General features: G+C 37.8%; 7 protein-coding genes and 2 tRNA genes. All 9 read right to left on the bottom strand.

Annotation, left to right across the window (positions count from 1 at the left end; translation table 11 throughout):
- Window position 1 precedes the first annotated feature (1 nt).
- Complete coding sequence (locus ACOYVE_RS04535) at window positions 2-1,498, bottom strand: glycoside hydrolase family 30 protein (protein ID WP_422881017.1); 1,497 nt, start codon at window positions 1,496-1,498, stop codon at window positions 2-4.
- A 121-nt stretch (window positions 1,499-1,619) separates the two neighbouring features.
- On the bottom strand, window positions 1,620-5,756 hold the full coding sequence (locus tag ACOYVE_RS04530; protein WP_422881015.1) for a two-component regulator propeller domain-containing protein: 4,137 nt from the start codon (window positions 5,754-5,756) through the stop codon (window positions 1,620-1,622).
- A 232-nt stretch (window positions 5,757-5,988) separates the two neighbouring features.
- Window positions 5,989-7,206, bottom strand: a complete 1,218-nt coding sequence (locus ACOYVE_RS04525) for a VLRF1 family aeRF1-type release factor (RefSeq protein ID WP_014854800.1) — start codon at window positions 7,204-7,206, stop codon at window positions 5,989-5,991.
- Between the two features lie 372 nt (window positions 7,207-7,578).
- Window positions 7,579-10,752 carry a DEAD/DEAH box helicase gene (locus ACOYVE_RS04520; RefSeq protein WP_014854801.1) on the bottom strand — a complete coding sequence of 1,058 codons (3,174 nt, stop codon included), beginning with the start codon at window positions 10,750-10,752 and terminating at the stop codon, window positions 7,579-7,581.
- Complete coding sequence (locus ACOYVE_RS04515; protein WP_226990960.1) at window positions 10,749-11,600, bottom strand: hypothetical protein; 852 nt, start codon at window positions 11,598-11,600, stop codon at window positions 10,749-10,751. The genes ACOYVE_RS04520 and ACOYVE_RS04515 overlap by 4 nt, the downstream gene beginning before the upstream one ends.
- A gap of 33 nt (window positions 11,601-11,633) precedes the next feature.
- Entirely contained in the window at window positions 11,634-14,243 is a 2,610-nt protein-coding gene (locus tag ACOYVE_RS04510; protein ID WP_014854803.1) for an N-6 DNA methylase, read from the bottom strand.
- Between the two features lie 227 nt (window positions 14,244-14,470).
- Entirely contained in the window at window positions 14,471-16,993 is a 2,523-nt protein-coding gene (locus tag ACOYVE_RS04505; RefSeq protein ID WP_014854804.1) for a DEAD/DEAH box helicase family protein, read from the bottom strand.
- A 1,216-nt stretch (window positions 16,994-18,209) separates the two neighbouring features.
- Window positions 18,210-18,284, bottom strand: a tRNA-Val gene (locus tag ACOYVE_RS04500).
- Between the two features lie 79 nt (window positions 18,285-18,363).
- A tRNA-Gly gene (locus tag ACOYVE_RS04495) sits at window positions 18,364-18,436 on the bottom strand.
- Window positions 18,437-18,912: the final 476 nt, after the last annotated feature.

The following is an 18,912-nucleotide window of genomic DNA, read 5'->3' as shown; positions in this document are numbered from 1 at the left end:
ATCATTTTATAATAATTGTTTGCAATGAATTCCCGGGCAGATTGTAATTAATATATTTTCCTGCAATCTCAACCGAGTATGTAAATTCTTTTTCAGTCGGATTAAATAATTCGACTGCAATCGATTTGTCTTCGTTGATTGCCGCTGTCGCCATAATACCGGAATTGTTAATATCGAGTTTAATCCTATGAGCCCCCGGTCTTATATACTTGCTGAAATGCGACATTACGTAATAGAGCGGAGTGTAATAAACCTCGTCTTCTTCAGGTTTAACGATTACAGGCGCAATGCACCAATTTTGAGCGTGATTCGGTCCTCCTTTATCGTCGAGAACTATATTCCAGTCGATCCATCCTGTAAGCCAACTGTTAAGCCCCCCGATAATATCACGCGCATATCGGAATACGGGCACGTATTTAGGATGCAGATGCTTGGTTTCCGGAGAAGCCCAATCGTAACCCCAATCGGTAGCCTCTTTGCTCCAGTACCAGAGGTCGTCCTTCCAAACCGGGACTTCCGAATCGATACACCCTTCGGTGTGCATTAAGTGTTTATCGGGAAATTTTTTGTGCACTTCATTCAAAGCTTCGGGATACCACGAAATTGTACTGCTGTACCAGTGAACCGCCGTTCCCCATACGTATTTTGCCGCGTCGGGATCGCCGAGAATTTTTTCCGCCCACTCTACAACTTCGTCCCTGTTCTGGTCGTAAATCAAAATATTAGCGTCGATGCCTTCTTTTTGGAAAGTCGGTCCCAAATGATTCTTAACGAAATCAGCCATTTGTTCGGGAGTATAAATCATGCTTTCCCAATTTTCATCGTTCCCCAGCGGCTCGTTTTCGACTGTCACTCCCCAAATATCGATTCCCAGACTGTCATAAGCTTCAATATATTTTACAAAGAATTTAGCCCAGACCGGATAGTATTCCGGTTTTAAAGATCCTCCGTTCCAATCGTTATTGTCTTTCATCCACGGCGGAGCCGTCCAGGGCGACGCTAACAGCTTGAAACCTTCCGCAGAGATTTTCCGGGCATCTTTAATCAGCGGAACTAAATCGTCCAAATCCTCTTTGACGGTAAAATATTTCAGAGCCGTATCGCCGGGCACATCGGCATATGAATAATTTTTCAGCGAAAAATCGCAACTGTTAATATGAGTTCTCATCAATGAATAATCAGCGCCCGATTTTGAGAAATATGCGTTCAATACCTCTGTTCTTTTTTCGGGACTGATTTGATTTAGAACATAAGCCGAAGATTCAGTAAACGCGCCTCCGAATCCGACAATTTTTTGATAAAGCGTGTCCGGTTCAAGCTTAATTAGGATATCGGAGTTATACCCCTGAGAGCTTAAATTGAAAAGTCCCTTCTCTGACAGTTTATCGCCAGATTTCGAAGTCTGGACTACAACCGCTTCAGAGTATTCATACCCATCGCGGGCGCATGCCGCGGCAATAATTATCAGCAATACGAATAATAAATTTGTCCTCTTCATTGTTCCTCCGGTAAGTAAAAATTTAAGACGCATGACAAAATATTCGGATTGCAAGCGATTGTCTTGGATATTAGTAACAAAAATCAGGACTATAGTAACATTGGCAGCGTTAGGGCGCGGGTCAATTATTTTTATTCGACATGTATTCGGAGGGGGATTTGCCGTATTGTTTTTTGAAACAGCGGGCAAAGTATGTCAAATCGTTAAAACCGACGGCATAAGCTATTTCCGTAATGGTCATTTTTTTCTGTTCGAGCATTTGCGTGGCTTTTTTCAATCTGATATTTCGAATGAACTCGTGCACGGTTTGATCCGTCAACCCTCTCAATTTCCTGTATAATTGCATTCTGCTCATTCCGATTTCTTTACTCAGCATATCGGCGTTGAATTTTTCGTCGGATATGTGATCTTCGATTATTTTAACAAGACTTTCGAGGAAGCGGGCGTCGATGTCCGTTAAAGGAATTTTCGAATCGCCGTAGATAAATTCTTTGCTGAATTTTTCCTGCATTTTCTTTCTCGATTCGAGAAGATTTGTAATATAAGCTTCGAGCACGCTTATGTTGAAAGGTTTGGGCAAATATGCGTCAGCCCCCTGATTGATGCTCTTAATATGGTATTCCTGCGTATTGTAACTTGTTAAAATTATTACGGGAATATGACTCGTTTTTTTGTCGTTCTTGAGTTTATTGCACAAAGTAATGCCGTCCAATTTTTTCATTTTGACGTCGCTAATTATAATATCGGGAATAATTTGCAGGGCTTTTTTGTAGCCTGTTTCGCCGTCTTCGGCTTCGTGCACGCGATAAGCGTACTGGAATGAATTCTTAATATATTCCCTTATTTCGTCGTCGTCTTCTACTATCAACAAAACCGGAACGTTGTGCAATTTGTATTTAACGAGAGAGGCTTCATTGTTCTTTCCGTTGCCCGGTTCGGGTAAAAATTGATTGTTCGACGACAGTTTGAATTTTGCCACGAGCTGATTTTCTTCCAGGTAATGTTCGTCCAAAGGAATTTGCACCGTAAATTTGGCTCCTTCGCCTTCTTTGCTTTCAACTAAAATGCAACCCCTGTAGAGTTTAATCAGTTCGTAAACCAGAGCTAGACCGATTCCCATTCCGTCGTAACGTTTGCCTTTATAATCTTCGATGTGATAATAACGTTCGAAAATATGTTCGATTTTGTTTTCCGGAATGCCTATTCCCGTATCTTCAACAATAATTTCAATGTAATTATCCGCATTTTCGTCCGCACCGTTTCCTTTGAAATCGCCGGAGCCGATAATATTAACCGAGACCGAAATGACGCCGCCGTCGGGAGTAAATTTAAACGCATTCGACAGGAGATTATAAATTACCTTGTCTATTTTATCGGCATCGAACCAGGCGATATAATTTTCAACCCCTGAAGAAAAGCGGAAATCAATTTTGTGGTCGATTGCAATATCATGGAAAGAATACGTACTCTCCCGAATGAAATTAATAATATCTCCTCTCGACAAATACAATTTGAGATCGCCGGTGTCGAGTTTATTCAAATCTTTCAATTGATTTGCCATCCGTTGAAGCCGTTTGGCATTACGATAAATAACCATCAGATTATTCTTTATTTTATCGCCCACATCTTCGGAAGAGATTATTTTTTCAAGGGGACTTAAAACAAGCGTGAGCGGCGATTGCAGTTCGTGCGATATATTTGTGAAAAATTGATTTTTCAGGTGGTCGAGTTCGTACATCTTTTCGAGTTCGATATGTTCCTTTTTCAATGCGTTTCTGAGACGCTTCCGGCTCATATAATAATTAGAAATAAAATAAGCGATTATGCTTAGCATCAAAAATTCGATGAGATATGCCCACCATGTTTTATAGAACGGCGGTTCAATTACAATGTTCAATACAGCTCCCGCTTCGTTCCAGACCCCGTCGTTGTTCGACGCTTTCACTTTTAATATGTATTCTCCGGGGTCGAGATTCGTGTATGTAGCGGTTCGGACGTTTCCTACATAGTTCCAATCTTTGTCGAAACCTTCCAGCATATAAGCATATTGATTTTTTTCGGGGCTGTTGTAATTAAGCGCGACAAATCCGAAAGAGATAACGGAATGCTTGTATGATAGGATCAATTCTTTTGTATTGATTAAATTTTCTTTCAAAGGGGAATCTTCTTTACCTACTGCTACAGGCTTATTGAAAATCTTCAAGTCTGTAATGTAAACAGGCGGCACCGATTTATTGTCTACCAATTTGTCGGGTTCGAAAAGATTGAATCCGTTATTTCCGCCGAATAATATTTCCCCTTTCGAAGTCATATAACCGGACCGGGCGGTAAATTCGCCGTTTTGCAATCCGTCGGAAACGTCATAATTTTTAACCGTCCCGTCGGAAGGATTAAAACGCGTAATCCCTTTTGTGGTGCTTATCCAGAGGTTATTGTTTTTATCTTCCACAATAGCCATTACTTCGTCGCCGGGCAGCCCGTCCTGAGTAGTGAAGTGAACGAATCCGCCGGTTTCGGGTTCGTACTTGTTGAGTCCGCTTGTGGTTCCAATCCAGAGCGACGAATCGCGCGCCTCGAGTATAAAAGTAACAAATCCTTTCGTAATACTTTTTGAGTCTTCGTTATTATGCCTGAAGAGTTTGAAAGTTTCGGTTTTAGGATCGAATAATTCGAGTCCGATATCCGTACCGATCCAGAGTTTGCCCGTATGGTCTTTAATGATAGCCCTTAAATCGTTGTCGCTAATGCCCGAATTATCCGTATTGTATATTTTTACTTTGCCCGTTTCGATATCCAGTCGCGTAAGCCCGCCCCAGAAAGTACAAAGCCACAATTGTTTATTGTCGTCTTCGACCATTTGAAAGATATTATCGCTGGCCAATCCCCGGTTATCCTTGGTATAATGAGTAAACTGTTCCGATTTGGTATCGTACTTGAACAGCCCGTTGCCCCAAGTTCCGATCCAGAGATTCCCGTTACTGTCTTCGTAAAATGAGAGGACCACATCAATACTGCCGTCGTTTTTTCTGAGTTTCTTGTGTGAAAACCTGTTAGTCTTCCTGTCGAAGATATCGATGCCGCTTCCGCCCGTTGCAATCCAGATATTGCCTCTGGCGTCCTCCCAGAAACAATTTACTATGTTATGCCCCAGCGAATATTTGTTACCGGGAATATTTTTATAATGGTGGAAATAAGCTTTCCCTTTTACGACGAGATTTATTCCTCCCGCATACGTACCCAGCCATACGTTACCGTCCCTGTCTTCATAAATTGAATAGATCGAATTGTTATTTAAGCTGAACGGCTCAATCGGGTTAGCCTTGTAAACAATGAAGTTGTCGTTGGCAGGATCGTAAATCGAAAGTCCTTCGTCTTCCGTCCCTATCCAAACAAATCCGTTTCTGTCAATCATAAGGGAAAATACAACGTTTCCGCTAATGCTGTTGCCGTTAGCCGGATTGTGAATATATCTTTTTACCGATAAAGAATCATCGTCGTTGAAAGTAAGCCTGAGAAGTCCGTCGCCCTGAGTGCCTATCCAAACGGTTCCGTCGGGCGATTGCGATATGGCGGTCACGGGCATATTCGTAAGTTTTTTGCCGTTCAAATAAAGCGGCTTAAAAAGCGAATCGTTCGCGTTTTTAATGTCGATAGAGCCGTTCCAGTGTCCTATCCAAAGCCTGCCCTTATTGTCTTCGAATATTTCCCTTACAAAATTGCTGCTGATTCCGCCGGGATTATTCTCCTTGTAATAATAATGTTTGAAACGATTGGTCTTTTCGTCGTATAAATTCAGTCCTCCGTTTCGAGTCCCTATCCAGAGTCGTTTTTGACTGTCTTCAAAAATTGTTTCGATTTGGTTGTCGCTTACGGAAAAAGGATTTTTCCCGTCGCGCCGGAAACGCACAAAATTGTCGCGTGAACCGACGTATTTATTCAAGCCGTCGCTGGTGCCAACCCACAGGTCTCCTTTGTAATCCTGAGTAATCGAAGAGATGTAATTGTGGCTCAAACTCGTGGAATCATTCTGAACATAATGATAAACCTGAAAATCATAACCGTCAAAGCGGTTCAGTCCGTTAAACGTGCCCGCCCATATAAATCCTTTGTTGTCTTGTATAATACAGGTGACGCTTGCGCGTGATAATCCTTCGTTCGGAGTAAAATGCTCGAACCGAAGACTCCTGTACTGGGCATTAACCGGTATATTTATTGCAAGAAGTATTATAAAAATAAATTTGAGCCGAAAGTCCGACATAAATTTCACCGTAAGATATTACTCACAGAATCTATTTTCCCCCGAATTTCTAATCGTTAAGATAATAAATTCCTTACGATTGGGAAATAATACCGTAGATTTGCATACCCTTACGGCAGGGCGTTATTTACAATTTCCCGCTTCTAAAAAATAAAAAAGCCGTAACCCGGCGCGTTACGGCTTTGTTTCAATCGAAAATATTAATTAAGGAAATAGTTTTCATTAAAAGGGATTACCATCTTGGCAGCGCCGCCATCCCCCCCATTTCCTTCAAAAGACGTTCTTCCGCTTTGCCCCGCACGAATTCTAAATCGGAGCCGTATTCCGCTGCCAATCTTAGTACGTATTCACGCAACGGAACTTCTTCAGGTTGGCTGCAAACAGTTTCGGCTATCTCACGCGAAGCGGCTATAAAACCGCCCTCTGAACACCGCCATATATTTATATCGAGCGACCAGGGCAATATCCAAACCTGTACTCTCCCCATCTGTAATGCGTCCAGAACCTTATCTATCCCGCGTAGTCCTTCATTTCCGTTTAATTTATCCAGCAGTTCCATTTCGTTTTTTCTTTCCGCCTCAATAAGCGCTAGCTCAACCCTCCGCCAAACCGTATTCGGCGACAGTTTTCCTGAGTCGGGCCACAGCGGAATTCTGGCGACAATCCGGTTTTGCAAACGTCTCGTTAAATAAGTTTCAAAATGCGAGGTTTGCCATTTTTCGCCTACCAGCGCCAGTCGCTCGATCGGTAGAGAGTCTACGGTTCTACTGAGAGCGCGGGCTAATTTATTATAATATTTATTGAGCCAGGCATCCGTCCTTGCAGACGCGCGATCTTTGGGCGATAACTTATCAAAACGTCCGCCCGGATTGGCAGCGCGATAATTCATTTCCGTTGAAATTCTTTCGTTAGATTTTGCGATCAGATTCCAGTCTTCGCCGGGCGTATCTCCGAAGATCTCTTCAACTTCGCGCGCTTCGCCTAAAAAGACTTCGTAAAATTTCCAACCGTCAGGCTTCATTATCAATATACCCGTGCGTTCATATTCGTCGACGGCAAACAACAATGGAGTTAAATACGGATCGCCGTAACGTACGTCTACACGCCCGTTTGCCAAATTCACAATGGGCAAATCAATCTGTAAATCGAGTCGTTCGGCTCTCAATTTTTTATTTTTGTCCCGATATGCAAAGAGCGCGAGTGTACGCGCTTCCGGTTTTTCTTGTTCCAAAAGTTCCATTACGAGGTCATACAATGGTTCGTCCCTCTTTCCCTGACTGTCGCGGATTTCGGGCAATTCCTGCAACGCATTCTTAATTCTTTTGAGCCATGAACGACCCGCATTTTCCGGATTGGCCGGATTAACGTCGGCGTAAATTGTTAAAATGTCGGCATCAGCTGTTTCGATCCACTCGCGTAATTCATTCAGCCTGGATTCTATCTGCAACATAGGATTTATCCCCCTGTTTTTGTTCGATAATGATAATAACGAATACGATTTACTAATGCCGATACCGATATCTTATACCGGCAATATTACGTGTGTGTTTTTTGGCGACAGTTCTACCATTACAGCCGGCAAAGAGTTCCGCGCGAATAACTCCTGAGAACACGCCGAATTTTACCGCCGAATCATAGCCATAGGTAAATGCCTGCCATACGATATGAAAGCATTTTTTATATGAGCGCATTAGGATTCTAACAATTTTACAGCTTCCGCTCGGCTTCGATTTTAGAGACAATACGGCTCTGGACTTCGAGGGGAGGGAGGGGGGGAATGCTTTGTGAAATTATAAATTATGATAAAATAACAAATAGTTATTTAATAATTTAACTTTTCCCAGATTCTTTTATACTCCTCTGCAGTTAATGGAGAATTTGTTGGTATTGCCTGCTCCCAAATTTCTAATCGTTGCTCCTTTAACCAAGAACTTACCGTAGCAGTTTTTACATTATAAATTTCTTCTCCCATGTTGTTTTTATATATTAAACCAATGTTATTAGCAATACTTCTTGGAACGTTTGCTTTTCGCATTAAAACTCCTTCGTCAGTATTAACACCATAAAAAAGATATGCTGGGATATTCATCATTTTTTTCTTTTCAACTTCGGATAGATCATTCCAATCAATTCCACTAGTTGGTATCTTTTGAATTGCTGATATTCCCCAGCTTCCAATGTTCGCTATTACTTTATAAATGGCTTTAGTTGTTTTCTCAATTGCTTTTGTTAAATCTTCATTTGGAAATAGACTTTTAGCTATGTCATAAATGGTTTTTCCATTTACCCAATTAAGAATTAATCGAGAAATGCTTTTTTGATCTAAAATATTATCACCAATTTTTATTTCTTCTAATGATTTTCTTATTTCATAGGTATTCATCATAATACCTACCAATTTTTTCATAGTTTCATTTTGCTCCGAAAAGAGTTGTTCTTTTCTCCAATCATTTGGTGAAATATTTGATTGGGCTAATCTTGAAATGATTAGTCTAATGGAGACGGTTGAAAATCCAGTGGAGTCAGCTATTCGGGCATATTCTAATGATATTTTCTGAGCATATTCTCTCAGTTTACTTATTAAGAATCTTTTTTTCTCTTCCGATATTTGCTTGAAACCAAGAGTTGCTTGTAATTTTTCTTCGAGATGATTTATAAACTCATTTAAATCGGCTATTTGGGTTCGTAAATGAGAAATATATTGCAATACCGCTGACCATCTTTCATCTAAATAAAGCCATTTAGAAAAATCCTCGTTTTGATTATTCATTGCGGTTTCAACAACACTTTCTAATTGTGAGAGTAAATCAGTAGATGCTTTTTTAACGTAATCAGCAATATTTTTTTCATCTCGTGTTTTTTTGGAAACCATTCCAATCCAACCCATTGATTTCTGACCCACACGACCAACACGGCCGGCAAGATTCCAAAAATCACGAGTTGGCATTGGTCCTTGAAATGGATAATTATATGATCCCATAACTACAGCTGAAACTGGAAAATTTATACCTTGTGCAATAGTAGTTGTTGCAACAAGTGCTTGTAACTTTCCCTCTGTCATAAGTAATTCAATTAAGTATCTTATTTCGTCGGGAATAGCTGAACTATGAATGGCGATTCTTTTATCTAAATATTTAACAAGTGGGAAATCATTACCCAATTCACTTTGAACAAACTTCTTCAATAAATCAATATCTTCATCATTATTAAAATTATGATTGCAGTTTTCCGTCAAATAATCTGCAATTGTATAGGTTTCTGATATACCTGATGCTAAGATAATAATAGGTGAATTATAACTTAAAATTTTACTGCTAAAAAACTTTAAGAATTCTAATTTAGAAGATGTAACCTTTGATTTTATTATATTTTCACTTTTTATTTTAATTATAGGAATTTTATTCCCAATATTATACGAGCCTTTTACAGTATTTAAAGTTTGTAAATAAATATCAAAATTTCTACCTCTTCCTTCAGTTTTCAAAGTACCAACTACACGTTCGTTGGGTTGCCACCAGTCAAATTCAATTTGTATATTTTTGCCTCGTTCACCTCCAAGCCATTCGGCTACTTGTTTTGCATTAGGAATATCTGGAGTTAAAAGCATAAAGTTTGCTTCTTTACAGTCATTTCTAATTGTTGCCAATAATAATTCCAGATTAAGCCCTCTTTGTTTTTCTTCAATATTATGAGCTTCATCTACTACAACCAAAACAAGAGGTCTTTTTTCAGTAGTGCCTAATCCTTGCCTTATTAAAAGATTTAATTTTTCATAAGTAGTAACCAATACGTCAAAGTCAGTATAATCTCCTTTATTTTCTACTAAATATGACTCAAATCCATCTATTTCTATGGCGCCACTAGCTTTCTCTATTTTTAATCCAATAGGATTGAAATCTTTATTTAAACGGATATAAATTTGATTAACTAATGCCTTAGTGGGTACAATATATGCCACCCATCCACCTCTTTTTTTGAATTCATTAAGTGCCTGTAAAATCTTGTATTCTGCTATTAAAGTTTTTCCACTGGATGTTGGTAAACTTACTACAAATGTTCTGTAAGCAGGATTTAATAATTCGCCTTTTAATATAGATTCCTTTTGTGGATATAATAACTCAAAGATTGGATTTTGTTTTTGTTTGCTAATGAATTTATTAAATTCACTTACCCAATGATTTACGCCGGTTAATGTATACCAGATAGTATTTCTTATGAGTTTAATCCCAAATGCTTCAAGATATTGATATAGTAGTTCCAGCATCATATTCCCTGATGCATTGGCAAACTCCTTTGCAATTCTTATATGGTATTTTATTTTATTCTCAATGTCATAATGGCTATTCTCAATTTTCCCTTCTAAAAGATATTGTCCTAATATTTCAATTGTTTTAGCAAAATGATAAAGAGAGACAATTTCAGCTGCTCCATAAGGTTGGCTTTCTTCTTTTATTTGATTTAAGAAGATCCCTTCATATTGTTTTTGTTCTTCTCGCAACTGGTTTATTAATTCAACTGCTTTAGAAATATCATTCCACGATTTTTTTATGACTAAACTTACAATAACTTGAAAACATTTTCTCAATAACCTACTATTCCATCTTTTAGGTATATCTAAATCAAATATTTGTTCTATCTGTTGGTTTAAAAAATCTTTTACAAAATGAGAATGTTCTCCTAAGTATCCAAATGTGATTATTTTAATTAGTTCGAAAATATATTCATCTGAATCAATTTCTTCTACCTTGATAGTTGCTAAATCAAAATAAATCGAACAGAGAACTTTAAAATCTTCAGTATCTTGTTTATCCCATAATTCGATAATTTTAAGTTCACATAATTCTTTAGCTCTTGATATTTCTTGAAATTCACTTTCATTCAATCTAATAGTTTCAAATCGATTAGCAATTTTTGCCTTTTGTATAATTAAATTAATATTCTGAATTAATTCAGGAAAAGTCTTTGAAAGAATATTATATTTTTCGTTCGCTTTCATTTTTCTAATCCATTTATGATATTTAGCCATTTTTCTTTGGGAAGAGGCAGATAAATAGCGAGTAATTTTAATCCTATCGTATTTTCAAGAATTTCTTTGTTTAATTTATCAAAACTTTGTTTTAAGTCTTTTTTATCTGGATTTGTATCTCTTACTAAAATACCATATAACATATATGTTGAGTTATGTTGATTATAATAGTTTTTTATAGCAGCAGCAAAATCATTTTTAAAAGTATCATTTTTTATTAGATTAATTTTGTTTTTAATATATGAAATAAGTATTAGTCGTTTATTTTTATCTTTATATAAGTCTCTTAATTGATTTTCTAACCCATAAGGATTCGTCATAACTTGAGGAGGCGATTGTTTTTCTGACGATGTTTTTACTTCACCAAATAAAAATAATACTTCACCATTATCTATTTCGATAAACCCCACTAAATCGGCTCCTGTTTTATTTCCTTTTGGGTTTCGAGAATCCCGAAGCTCATTCCAATAAAAACGACAATTAAAATTTTCTTCCAATACCACCTCTGCCAATGCTTCCCCGATTCTAAAATCTTGAACATCTATTACTGAATTTTGTAATGCTTGAATATCTGCCAAAAGTGTTTCAGATAATTGAAAACCTGTATCTTGTTGTAAGACTTGTAAATAATTAATAAATTCATCTCTTTGAGGTTTATCTATAAGTTTCTTTTTTACATTATCTATAAACAAACCTTTAGTCTGAGTTTCATCTATCAAAATTCCTTGATAACCTCTAAGATTATTTTCTTCATAATAAGAATATAATCTTTTACTCATAAAACTCATTTTATTCTCTCCAGTAAGTAATTTTTTCATAGCTATTAAACATTTAACCTTGTATCCTTTATATTATACCACACCCCCCCACACCTTATCAATCACCCTTTTTATCTTCTCCTCATAGGCCTTCACCATCTCCCGCAGGCTGTCTATCACCCTCCGCTCGGATTCGATTTTTTCGACAATACGCTGCTGGACTTCAAGGGGCGGAAGGGGGATTGTTAAATTTTCAACATCATTAGTATTTATGCTGGGATATGCCCCTTTACCCATTTTAATTGTCATTTGTTTCATAGTTGCTTCTGAAAAAATACAAGTATAAAGATATTCAGGGATTATGCTTTCTTTACTCCTTAATACAGCAAATCCTGTTGAAGCAATTGAATTCTTTGGTAATCCTTTAAGTAGTGCAAAAGCTTTTAAGTTAGGACGAACAGTTGATAACAAAATATCATTTTCTTTTATTACTCGTTTTGCACGGCTCGGAGCATTTTTAGCTGAAATTTTGTTTTCAAAAGAGACTTTTCCTGTTCCATTCTCTACGGAAGTTATGTCAATGTAAACAATTTCAGTTTCACCAAATATATCGTATGGATAGACGGAGTCAGGATTTATCTCACATACCTCTCCCAGCTTCACCATCGGCCACCCTTCGACAGGCTCAGGGCGGTGACCTTCGGCAAGTTCTTCCTGCTTTCCCGGGTGCTCTGCAAGGTAGGTCTTGAGCTCTTCCTCCAGGTAGCCTTCCACATCGGGCTTCCAGGCATCTATCACCTGCCTGCAGCCGTCGATAAGCTTCCGGTAGCCTTCTATCTCTGCCACTATCTCTTGCTGCACTTCAGGCGGAGGGAGTGGGATTTGGATATTTTTAATTTCTAAACTTACACCACCAATTATACCTTTTATATATGGTTGCAATAAACTTTTGAATTGATTTGATTGTAATATTCTAAAAAGAAATTGGTTTTTGATATCTTTATTGGCTCTAAATATATAAACATGCTCATTGACAGCCGCTTTATCACTGTATTTCCAATATCCAATTTTCCCAGTAGTAGCTCCATCTTTTACCATTAATACGTCCCCATAATGAAGGATACCTTTTTTCATTTCTTTGAAATATTCTTCTGTAATATATTTCATTTTGTCGAATCGTATTGATCCATCTTCTGATATTTGTTCTCCACCAATACTATAAATACCTTTTTCAACAGCTCCACCTTTTTGACGTGAACCAGTTTCAATCTCACACACCTCCCCCAGCTTCACCATTGGCCATTTCCGGTGTTTGCGTTTTTCTACTACCCGGTATCTATCGCCGGTGAGGTAATATTCGCCATTTTCGGCAAGTTTTTCTTTTTTCACCAGCAGGGCAGAGCAGGGTTTTTCGTCGGCATTAAATTCATCCACTTTGCCATTTCTTACCTTACCCAGATATTCACGGATCACCTGCAGAGCATCGGGCAGATCGTTTCTGTCAATGGGGCGGCGCTGGGCACCGAGGTCAAAGCCGTCGTTTTCAATTTTTATAAACAGAATGCTATCGGTCTTTCTGGCAAGTTCTTTATCCATAAGCAGGATTGAGGTCTTCACCCCTGAATAAGGCTGAAAAACTCCGGCAGGCAGCGAGACCACAGCATACAGATAATTTTCAACCAGCATCCTGCGAAGCTGCTTATAGGCATTTGCACTCTGGAAAATAATGCCTTCGGGGACAATCACCGCCGCCCTTCCTGTGGGAGTAAGATGCTCGGCGATATAGTCGACAAAAAGCACCTCGCTACGTTTACTCTGCACGCTAAACTTTTTATGCGGCTTGATACCTCCCTTCGGAGTCATAAAGGGAGGGTTGGCAAGGATTACATCGGCATATTCGTTCCATCGGTCTTCGCTCGTCAGGGTGTCGTATTCGTATATTTGAGGGTTTACAAAGCCGTGAAGATACATATTGACAAGCGAAATTCTCACCATATCGGGCGAAATGTCATAGCCTTTGAAGTTGGTAAGCAGTTTTTTCTTTTCATCGGTAGTAAGCAAGTCGCCTCTTCCGTTACCGTTTTGTGAGCGGTATTTTTCGGAAGTATTTTCACGCATAATATATTTGTATGCTGAAATTAAAAATCCGGCAGTGCCGCAGGCAGGGTCAAGGATGAGTTCGTTTTTTTGAGGGCTAACTATTTCAACCATAAAATCGATTATATGCCGTGGGGTGCGAAATTGCCCGGCATCGCCCTGACTGCCAAGTACAGAAAGCAAATACTCAAAAGCATCGCCGAGGCTCTCGGAATGGTCGTAGGTGAATTCGTTTATGGTTTTCAGAAAGAGTTTGAGCGTTTCGGGGTCGCGATAGGGCAAATAGGCGTTTTTGAAAATGTTACGAAAAAGCTCGGGCAAATTGGTATTCTGACTCATCCTTGTTATGGCATCAGCATAAAGACTGAGCATCTCATGCCCACCAAGACGAGGGTCAAAAATTTTGTCCCAGCTATATTTTTCATATTCTCCTGTGAAAAAGGTTCGCTTACCGCCCATCTCTAGTGATTCTTTATCCATGTCATTCATAAACTTGTAGATTAGGGCGATGGTAATCTGCTCCACCTGACTCTTTGGGTCGGGCACTTTGCCCACAAGGATATCACGGGCGGTGTCGATTCGTCTTTTAGTTTCAGAATCAAGCATAGTTTCTAATTTAATTGATGAACAAATTGTCTTTTTTCAACATACTGATAAAACATGTCGAGATTTTCCGTTTTTTTCGACATATCAAACAGAACATGTCGAAATTTTCCGTTTTTTTCGACATGTTAACTCTTCGATAATGATATTTCTGAAGTTAAATCAAAGTTTTTAAATAATAGAAACAAAGGCTCGTTAATAAAATAGTTCACTCATTTTTTTAATATTCTTTATGCAACAAATTTATTTAGCGAAACAAAATCCTTTATATATTCTGGAATAGCTTTACGAAGCTCTGGGGATAAACGCTTGAATGCTTCACCATACGGCGACACATTGAGCAATGCAAAATTGCCGTTGTCTATTATCTGTCTAAATTCAGCATCAAGGATATAAGCCTTAAACACTGTTTTTGCATATTCAAAATACTCTTCCTTGGGCAAATAGCGGCTGTCGAATTTATCAAACTCCTCGTCTAAAAGTTCATCGCGTGTTTTAAAGTATGGAATCATACCGAACACTTTTTCAATAATTTCCCTCAATGTAATACGGCGATCGATGTTAATCGATTTCCGCAATTTTTCAAGCGTGAAATACTCTTCAGGCTTGTTAAGAATGTTTTGCTCAAGGTATGTCATCAATTCATTCCATCTATCGTTTTCTGCATATTCTTTAAGAGCCGGATGTTCAAAAACTTTTTTCTCAAACTTCTGGAAATACATACGGTCTATCTTCATGCCCTCGTATCCAATAACCGTTTCTTCAATGGATAATATAGAATCGGGTTGTGTGGTTTCAAAGAAATCGACTGGAAGCCTAGAATCGTCACCCCCTGTACTTCGGGTTGAAATTCGTGGCAATTCTAAGACTTCATCATAATTAAATTTTTCTTCGAAATACTCACAATTAGCAAAGAAGTCAAAAATCTTATAGTTCTCTTTTTGTTTTTCACCCACATTATTTCTTTTTAGCAAATCAGTAATATCATTAGCAAAATCATATTTTCTTGTGCCTCTTCCTTTGATTTGAATAAACTCCGTAGCTGAAAATATGGGTCTCATTAAACAGAGGTTAAGAATATCCCGGCAGTCATATCCTGTTGTCATCATACCAACTGTTACGCACACTCTTGTTTTGCTGGTTTTATAAATAGGTAAAAAATTGCCAGAACCAGAAAGATTATTATAGGAAAAGTTAATGGCGTATTGCTGTGCAGCGGGAACATTGGAAGTAACCTGTACAGCAAAATCAGATTGATACTTCCCCGGAAACATTTGGTCTGCAAATTCGTTTAGTATTTGAGTAATTTTAGCAGCGTGGTTTTGCGATACACAGTAAACAATTGTTTTGCCTATTTCATTACTTATAGGATCTCTAAGGGCATTTTTAATAAATGCTTCGCAAAATGCCCTATTTGTATTTTCTGAAAAGAATTTTTTCTCAAAGTCTTTATGAATAAAAAATTCTTCGACTTTTTCTCCATCTTCGGTTTGTGTAATGACCGCATAGCCTTTATCAGAAAGTAATTGAGTAGAGATTTCCGTTCGAGCATCGACTACAATCGGATTTACCAGAAAGCCGTCTCTAACGCCATCAATAAGCGAATATCTGAAAGTCGGTTCGCCATTTTCACAACCAAAAGTCTTGTATGTGTCAAGAAGAAGTCTTCTTTCAAGCTGACGCGGGTCATTTTCACCAAGTTTTGATATGTCGATATTTTTTAGATAGTTTTTTGGCGTGGCTGTTAATCCCAATTTATATCCAATAAAATATTCAAACACAGCACGGCTATTTCCGCCTATGCTTCTGTGAGCTTCATCAGATATCACAAGGTCAAAATCGTCTGGTGAAAATGCTCTTTTATATCGGTTCTTTGATAGGAATGTTTGAATAGTAGAGACTACAATTTCAGCTTTTTGCCAATCACCTCTATTCTCTTTATAGATAACCGTAGTGTAATCATTTTTTAAATATTCCCTGAAGGCTTTATATGCCTGATCTTCAAGTTCAAGCCTGTCTACTAAAAATAATACACGACGAGCATTTCCCGTTCGTAAAAACAATTTTATAATTGCTGCAGAAACAAGAGTTTTACCTGTCCCTGTAGCCATTTCAAAAAGGAATCTATCTTTCCCCTGGCGAACTGCATTCTGAATTGCTGTGATTGCAAGTAATTGATACTTTCTTAAAAACCGTAATTTATTTTCTTCAATAAAACGCTTGCGAGTTTGCTCGTCAATATATGAAGGATCATTTTTATAATCGGGCTTTTGTGTAAGAACAATGTAATCGTCCTTAATAATTTCATTAATCAATCGGTTTCTATCGGGCTTAAAAGTCTCATACCCTTTTATTGTTTGGAGCGATGGAAGTTTACTTATGATATGAGGATTGCCTCTTTCTAAATCCCAGAAATAATGAATATTTCCATTTGAAAGGATAACAAACCTACAATGCTGAGCCTCTGCATATCTACGCGCTTGTTCTTTGCCAAAAAGCGGATTTTTATCTTCAGCTTTTGCTTCCAGCACAACAAGTGGAAACCCTCTATCGTCAAGAAGAAGGAAATCAACAAATCCGTTTGTTGTGCGCTCAAAATTTTCACCAAACTCGTTAAGCCTCCGCTCTGTTATTTTCACATTATTTTCCAACAATATATTTGCTTTCCCCTCTTCAGTGTCAAAAAACCGCCAGCCCGCTTCTTCCAGAAGTTTATTTATTTTTATCCTTGATTTAGCTTCCTTATCTGGCATAATTTTATTTAATGCATGCGATTGTTTATTGTGTTGTGATTTATTAGCCTTTCAAAAGTAGTGATTTCTACTCGTATGTTTAAGTCCTCTGTTGATATAGCTATAAGACATTTTACAATGTCTTTTGCATAGCGTAATATTATCTTTTCCCCTCTTCGCACATAAGAACATTGGCAACTTAAAAAAATTTAGACTGCCCTTCAACAATTACTCTTGCATAGCTGAACAAATTTATTGCTGGACTAATCACATTAATACTATCATTTTTGTAAATTATTCTCAAGATAGTGCTTGGACTATTTCAGTCACTCTGATATGTTATATTAAAATTACTTGCTTTGATGTTGTAACATGAATCCCCCTTATTTCAACTAGTCGGCTTTTAATGTTCTTAATGACAAATTATCGAATTCCAATTAAGCATTTTACTGCGAGCATACAATAAGTCCATATTTTAAGCAAACGAAATCGTTCAGCTTATTAATGGCATATACTGTTCAATAACTTTTACAGCACGGCATATATTAAACAAAGAGCAGAAGTTTAAATTGATAAACTATATTTGGAGAAAGACAGTTAAATTCGTCGAGGTAATACTAATACAAATACACAAAAGTTGTTATAATTACACTTCTCCGATGAAAAAAAATAATTGCTCATATTTAAGAAACTTCATTAGAGAATTATTTAAAAACATTTCTGTCTATATTCAGTTGTTGCGAAGCATCAATTATATTCACTCTTTGGTAAAGCTATATTTATATTGCGCGGCTCCGTCAAAAAAAATTTTGCTTTACTTTAACAGCCGGGACAGCAATATACTTTATTTACAGATTTAGCAGGTTATATAATTTCAGGCGTGTTTAAATAAGACACTGTTTTTAAAGCTGGAAAGACAATTTCGATTTATGTTGTCTTACACATATTTTTAGCGGCAATCGGTTGAAGGATTCATTGGAGTAGAAAGTTAGGAGCTTACTAATTAAATTACCAGTTAGGAAATAGAATGAATTTGTTTGATGGCATTCATTGGTAAAATTTTACTAGGGTGAATGAGTTATACGTCCGGAAACATAATCTTAGGTCAAGCTTTTTAATTTGGCCTATCTTACAAAGCCTATGAAGGCATTCCAGACTACTTCAGTTTCTACTTCAGTCGAAATTTCTTTAGACTAAAAAAGCCTTGTAACTTATTGAATTACAAGGCTTAAGTGAGTGGGCGCTGAAGGATTCGAACCTACGACCCCCTGCTTGTAAGGCAGGTGCTCTGAACCAGCTGAGCTAAGCGCCCAAACATATTATCAAAAAATTGAGTACCAATTATAGCTGATTTAAAGTAAATATTCAATACCTCTAAAAAAATTTTTTTGAGCGGGCGACGGGACTCGAACCCGCGACATGCAGCTTGGGAAGCTGCCACTCTACCAACTGAGTTACGCCCGCATATTTTTTATGTTTTTTTTATTTTTTTCTACAGGCTGCCACTCTGCCTCCGTCAGTTGACGGATGAGTTACGCCCGCATATTTTTTATGTTTTTTTTATTTTTTTCTACAGGCTGCCACTCTGCCTCCGTCAGTTGACGGATGAGTTATGCCCGCTTATTTTTTATGTTTTTTTATTTTTTCCTACAGGCTGCCACTCTGCCTCCGTCAGTCGACGGATGAGTTACGCCCGATTATTTTTTATGTTTTTTTATTTTTTTCTACAGGCTGCCGCTCTACCTCCGTCAGTCGACGGATGAGTTACGCCCGATTATTTTTTATGTTTTTTTATTTTTTTCTACAGGCTGCCGCTCTGCCTCCGTCAGTCGACGGATGAGTTACGCCCGCTTATTTTTTATGTTTTTTATTTTTTTCTACAGGCTGCCACTCCGTCAGTCGACGGATAAAACAATTTTTCAATGAACTCAAATAATCTA

The organism is Melioribacter sp. (assembly GCF_049325435.1).
Lineage (GTDB): Bacteria > Bacteroidota > Ignavibacteria > Ignavibacteriales > Melioribacteraceae > Melioribacter > Melioribacter roseus.
The sequence above is the reverse complement of the archived record's forward strand: the minus strand, read 5'-3'. Positions and strand labels throughout refer to the sequence as shown.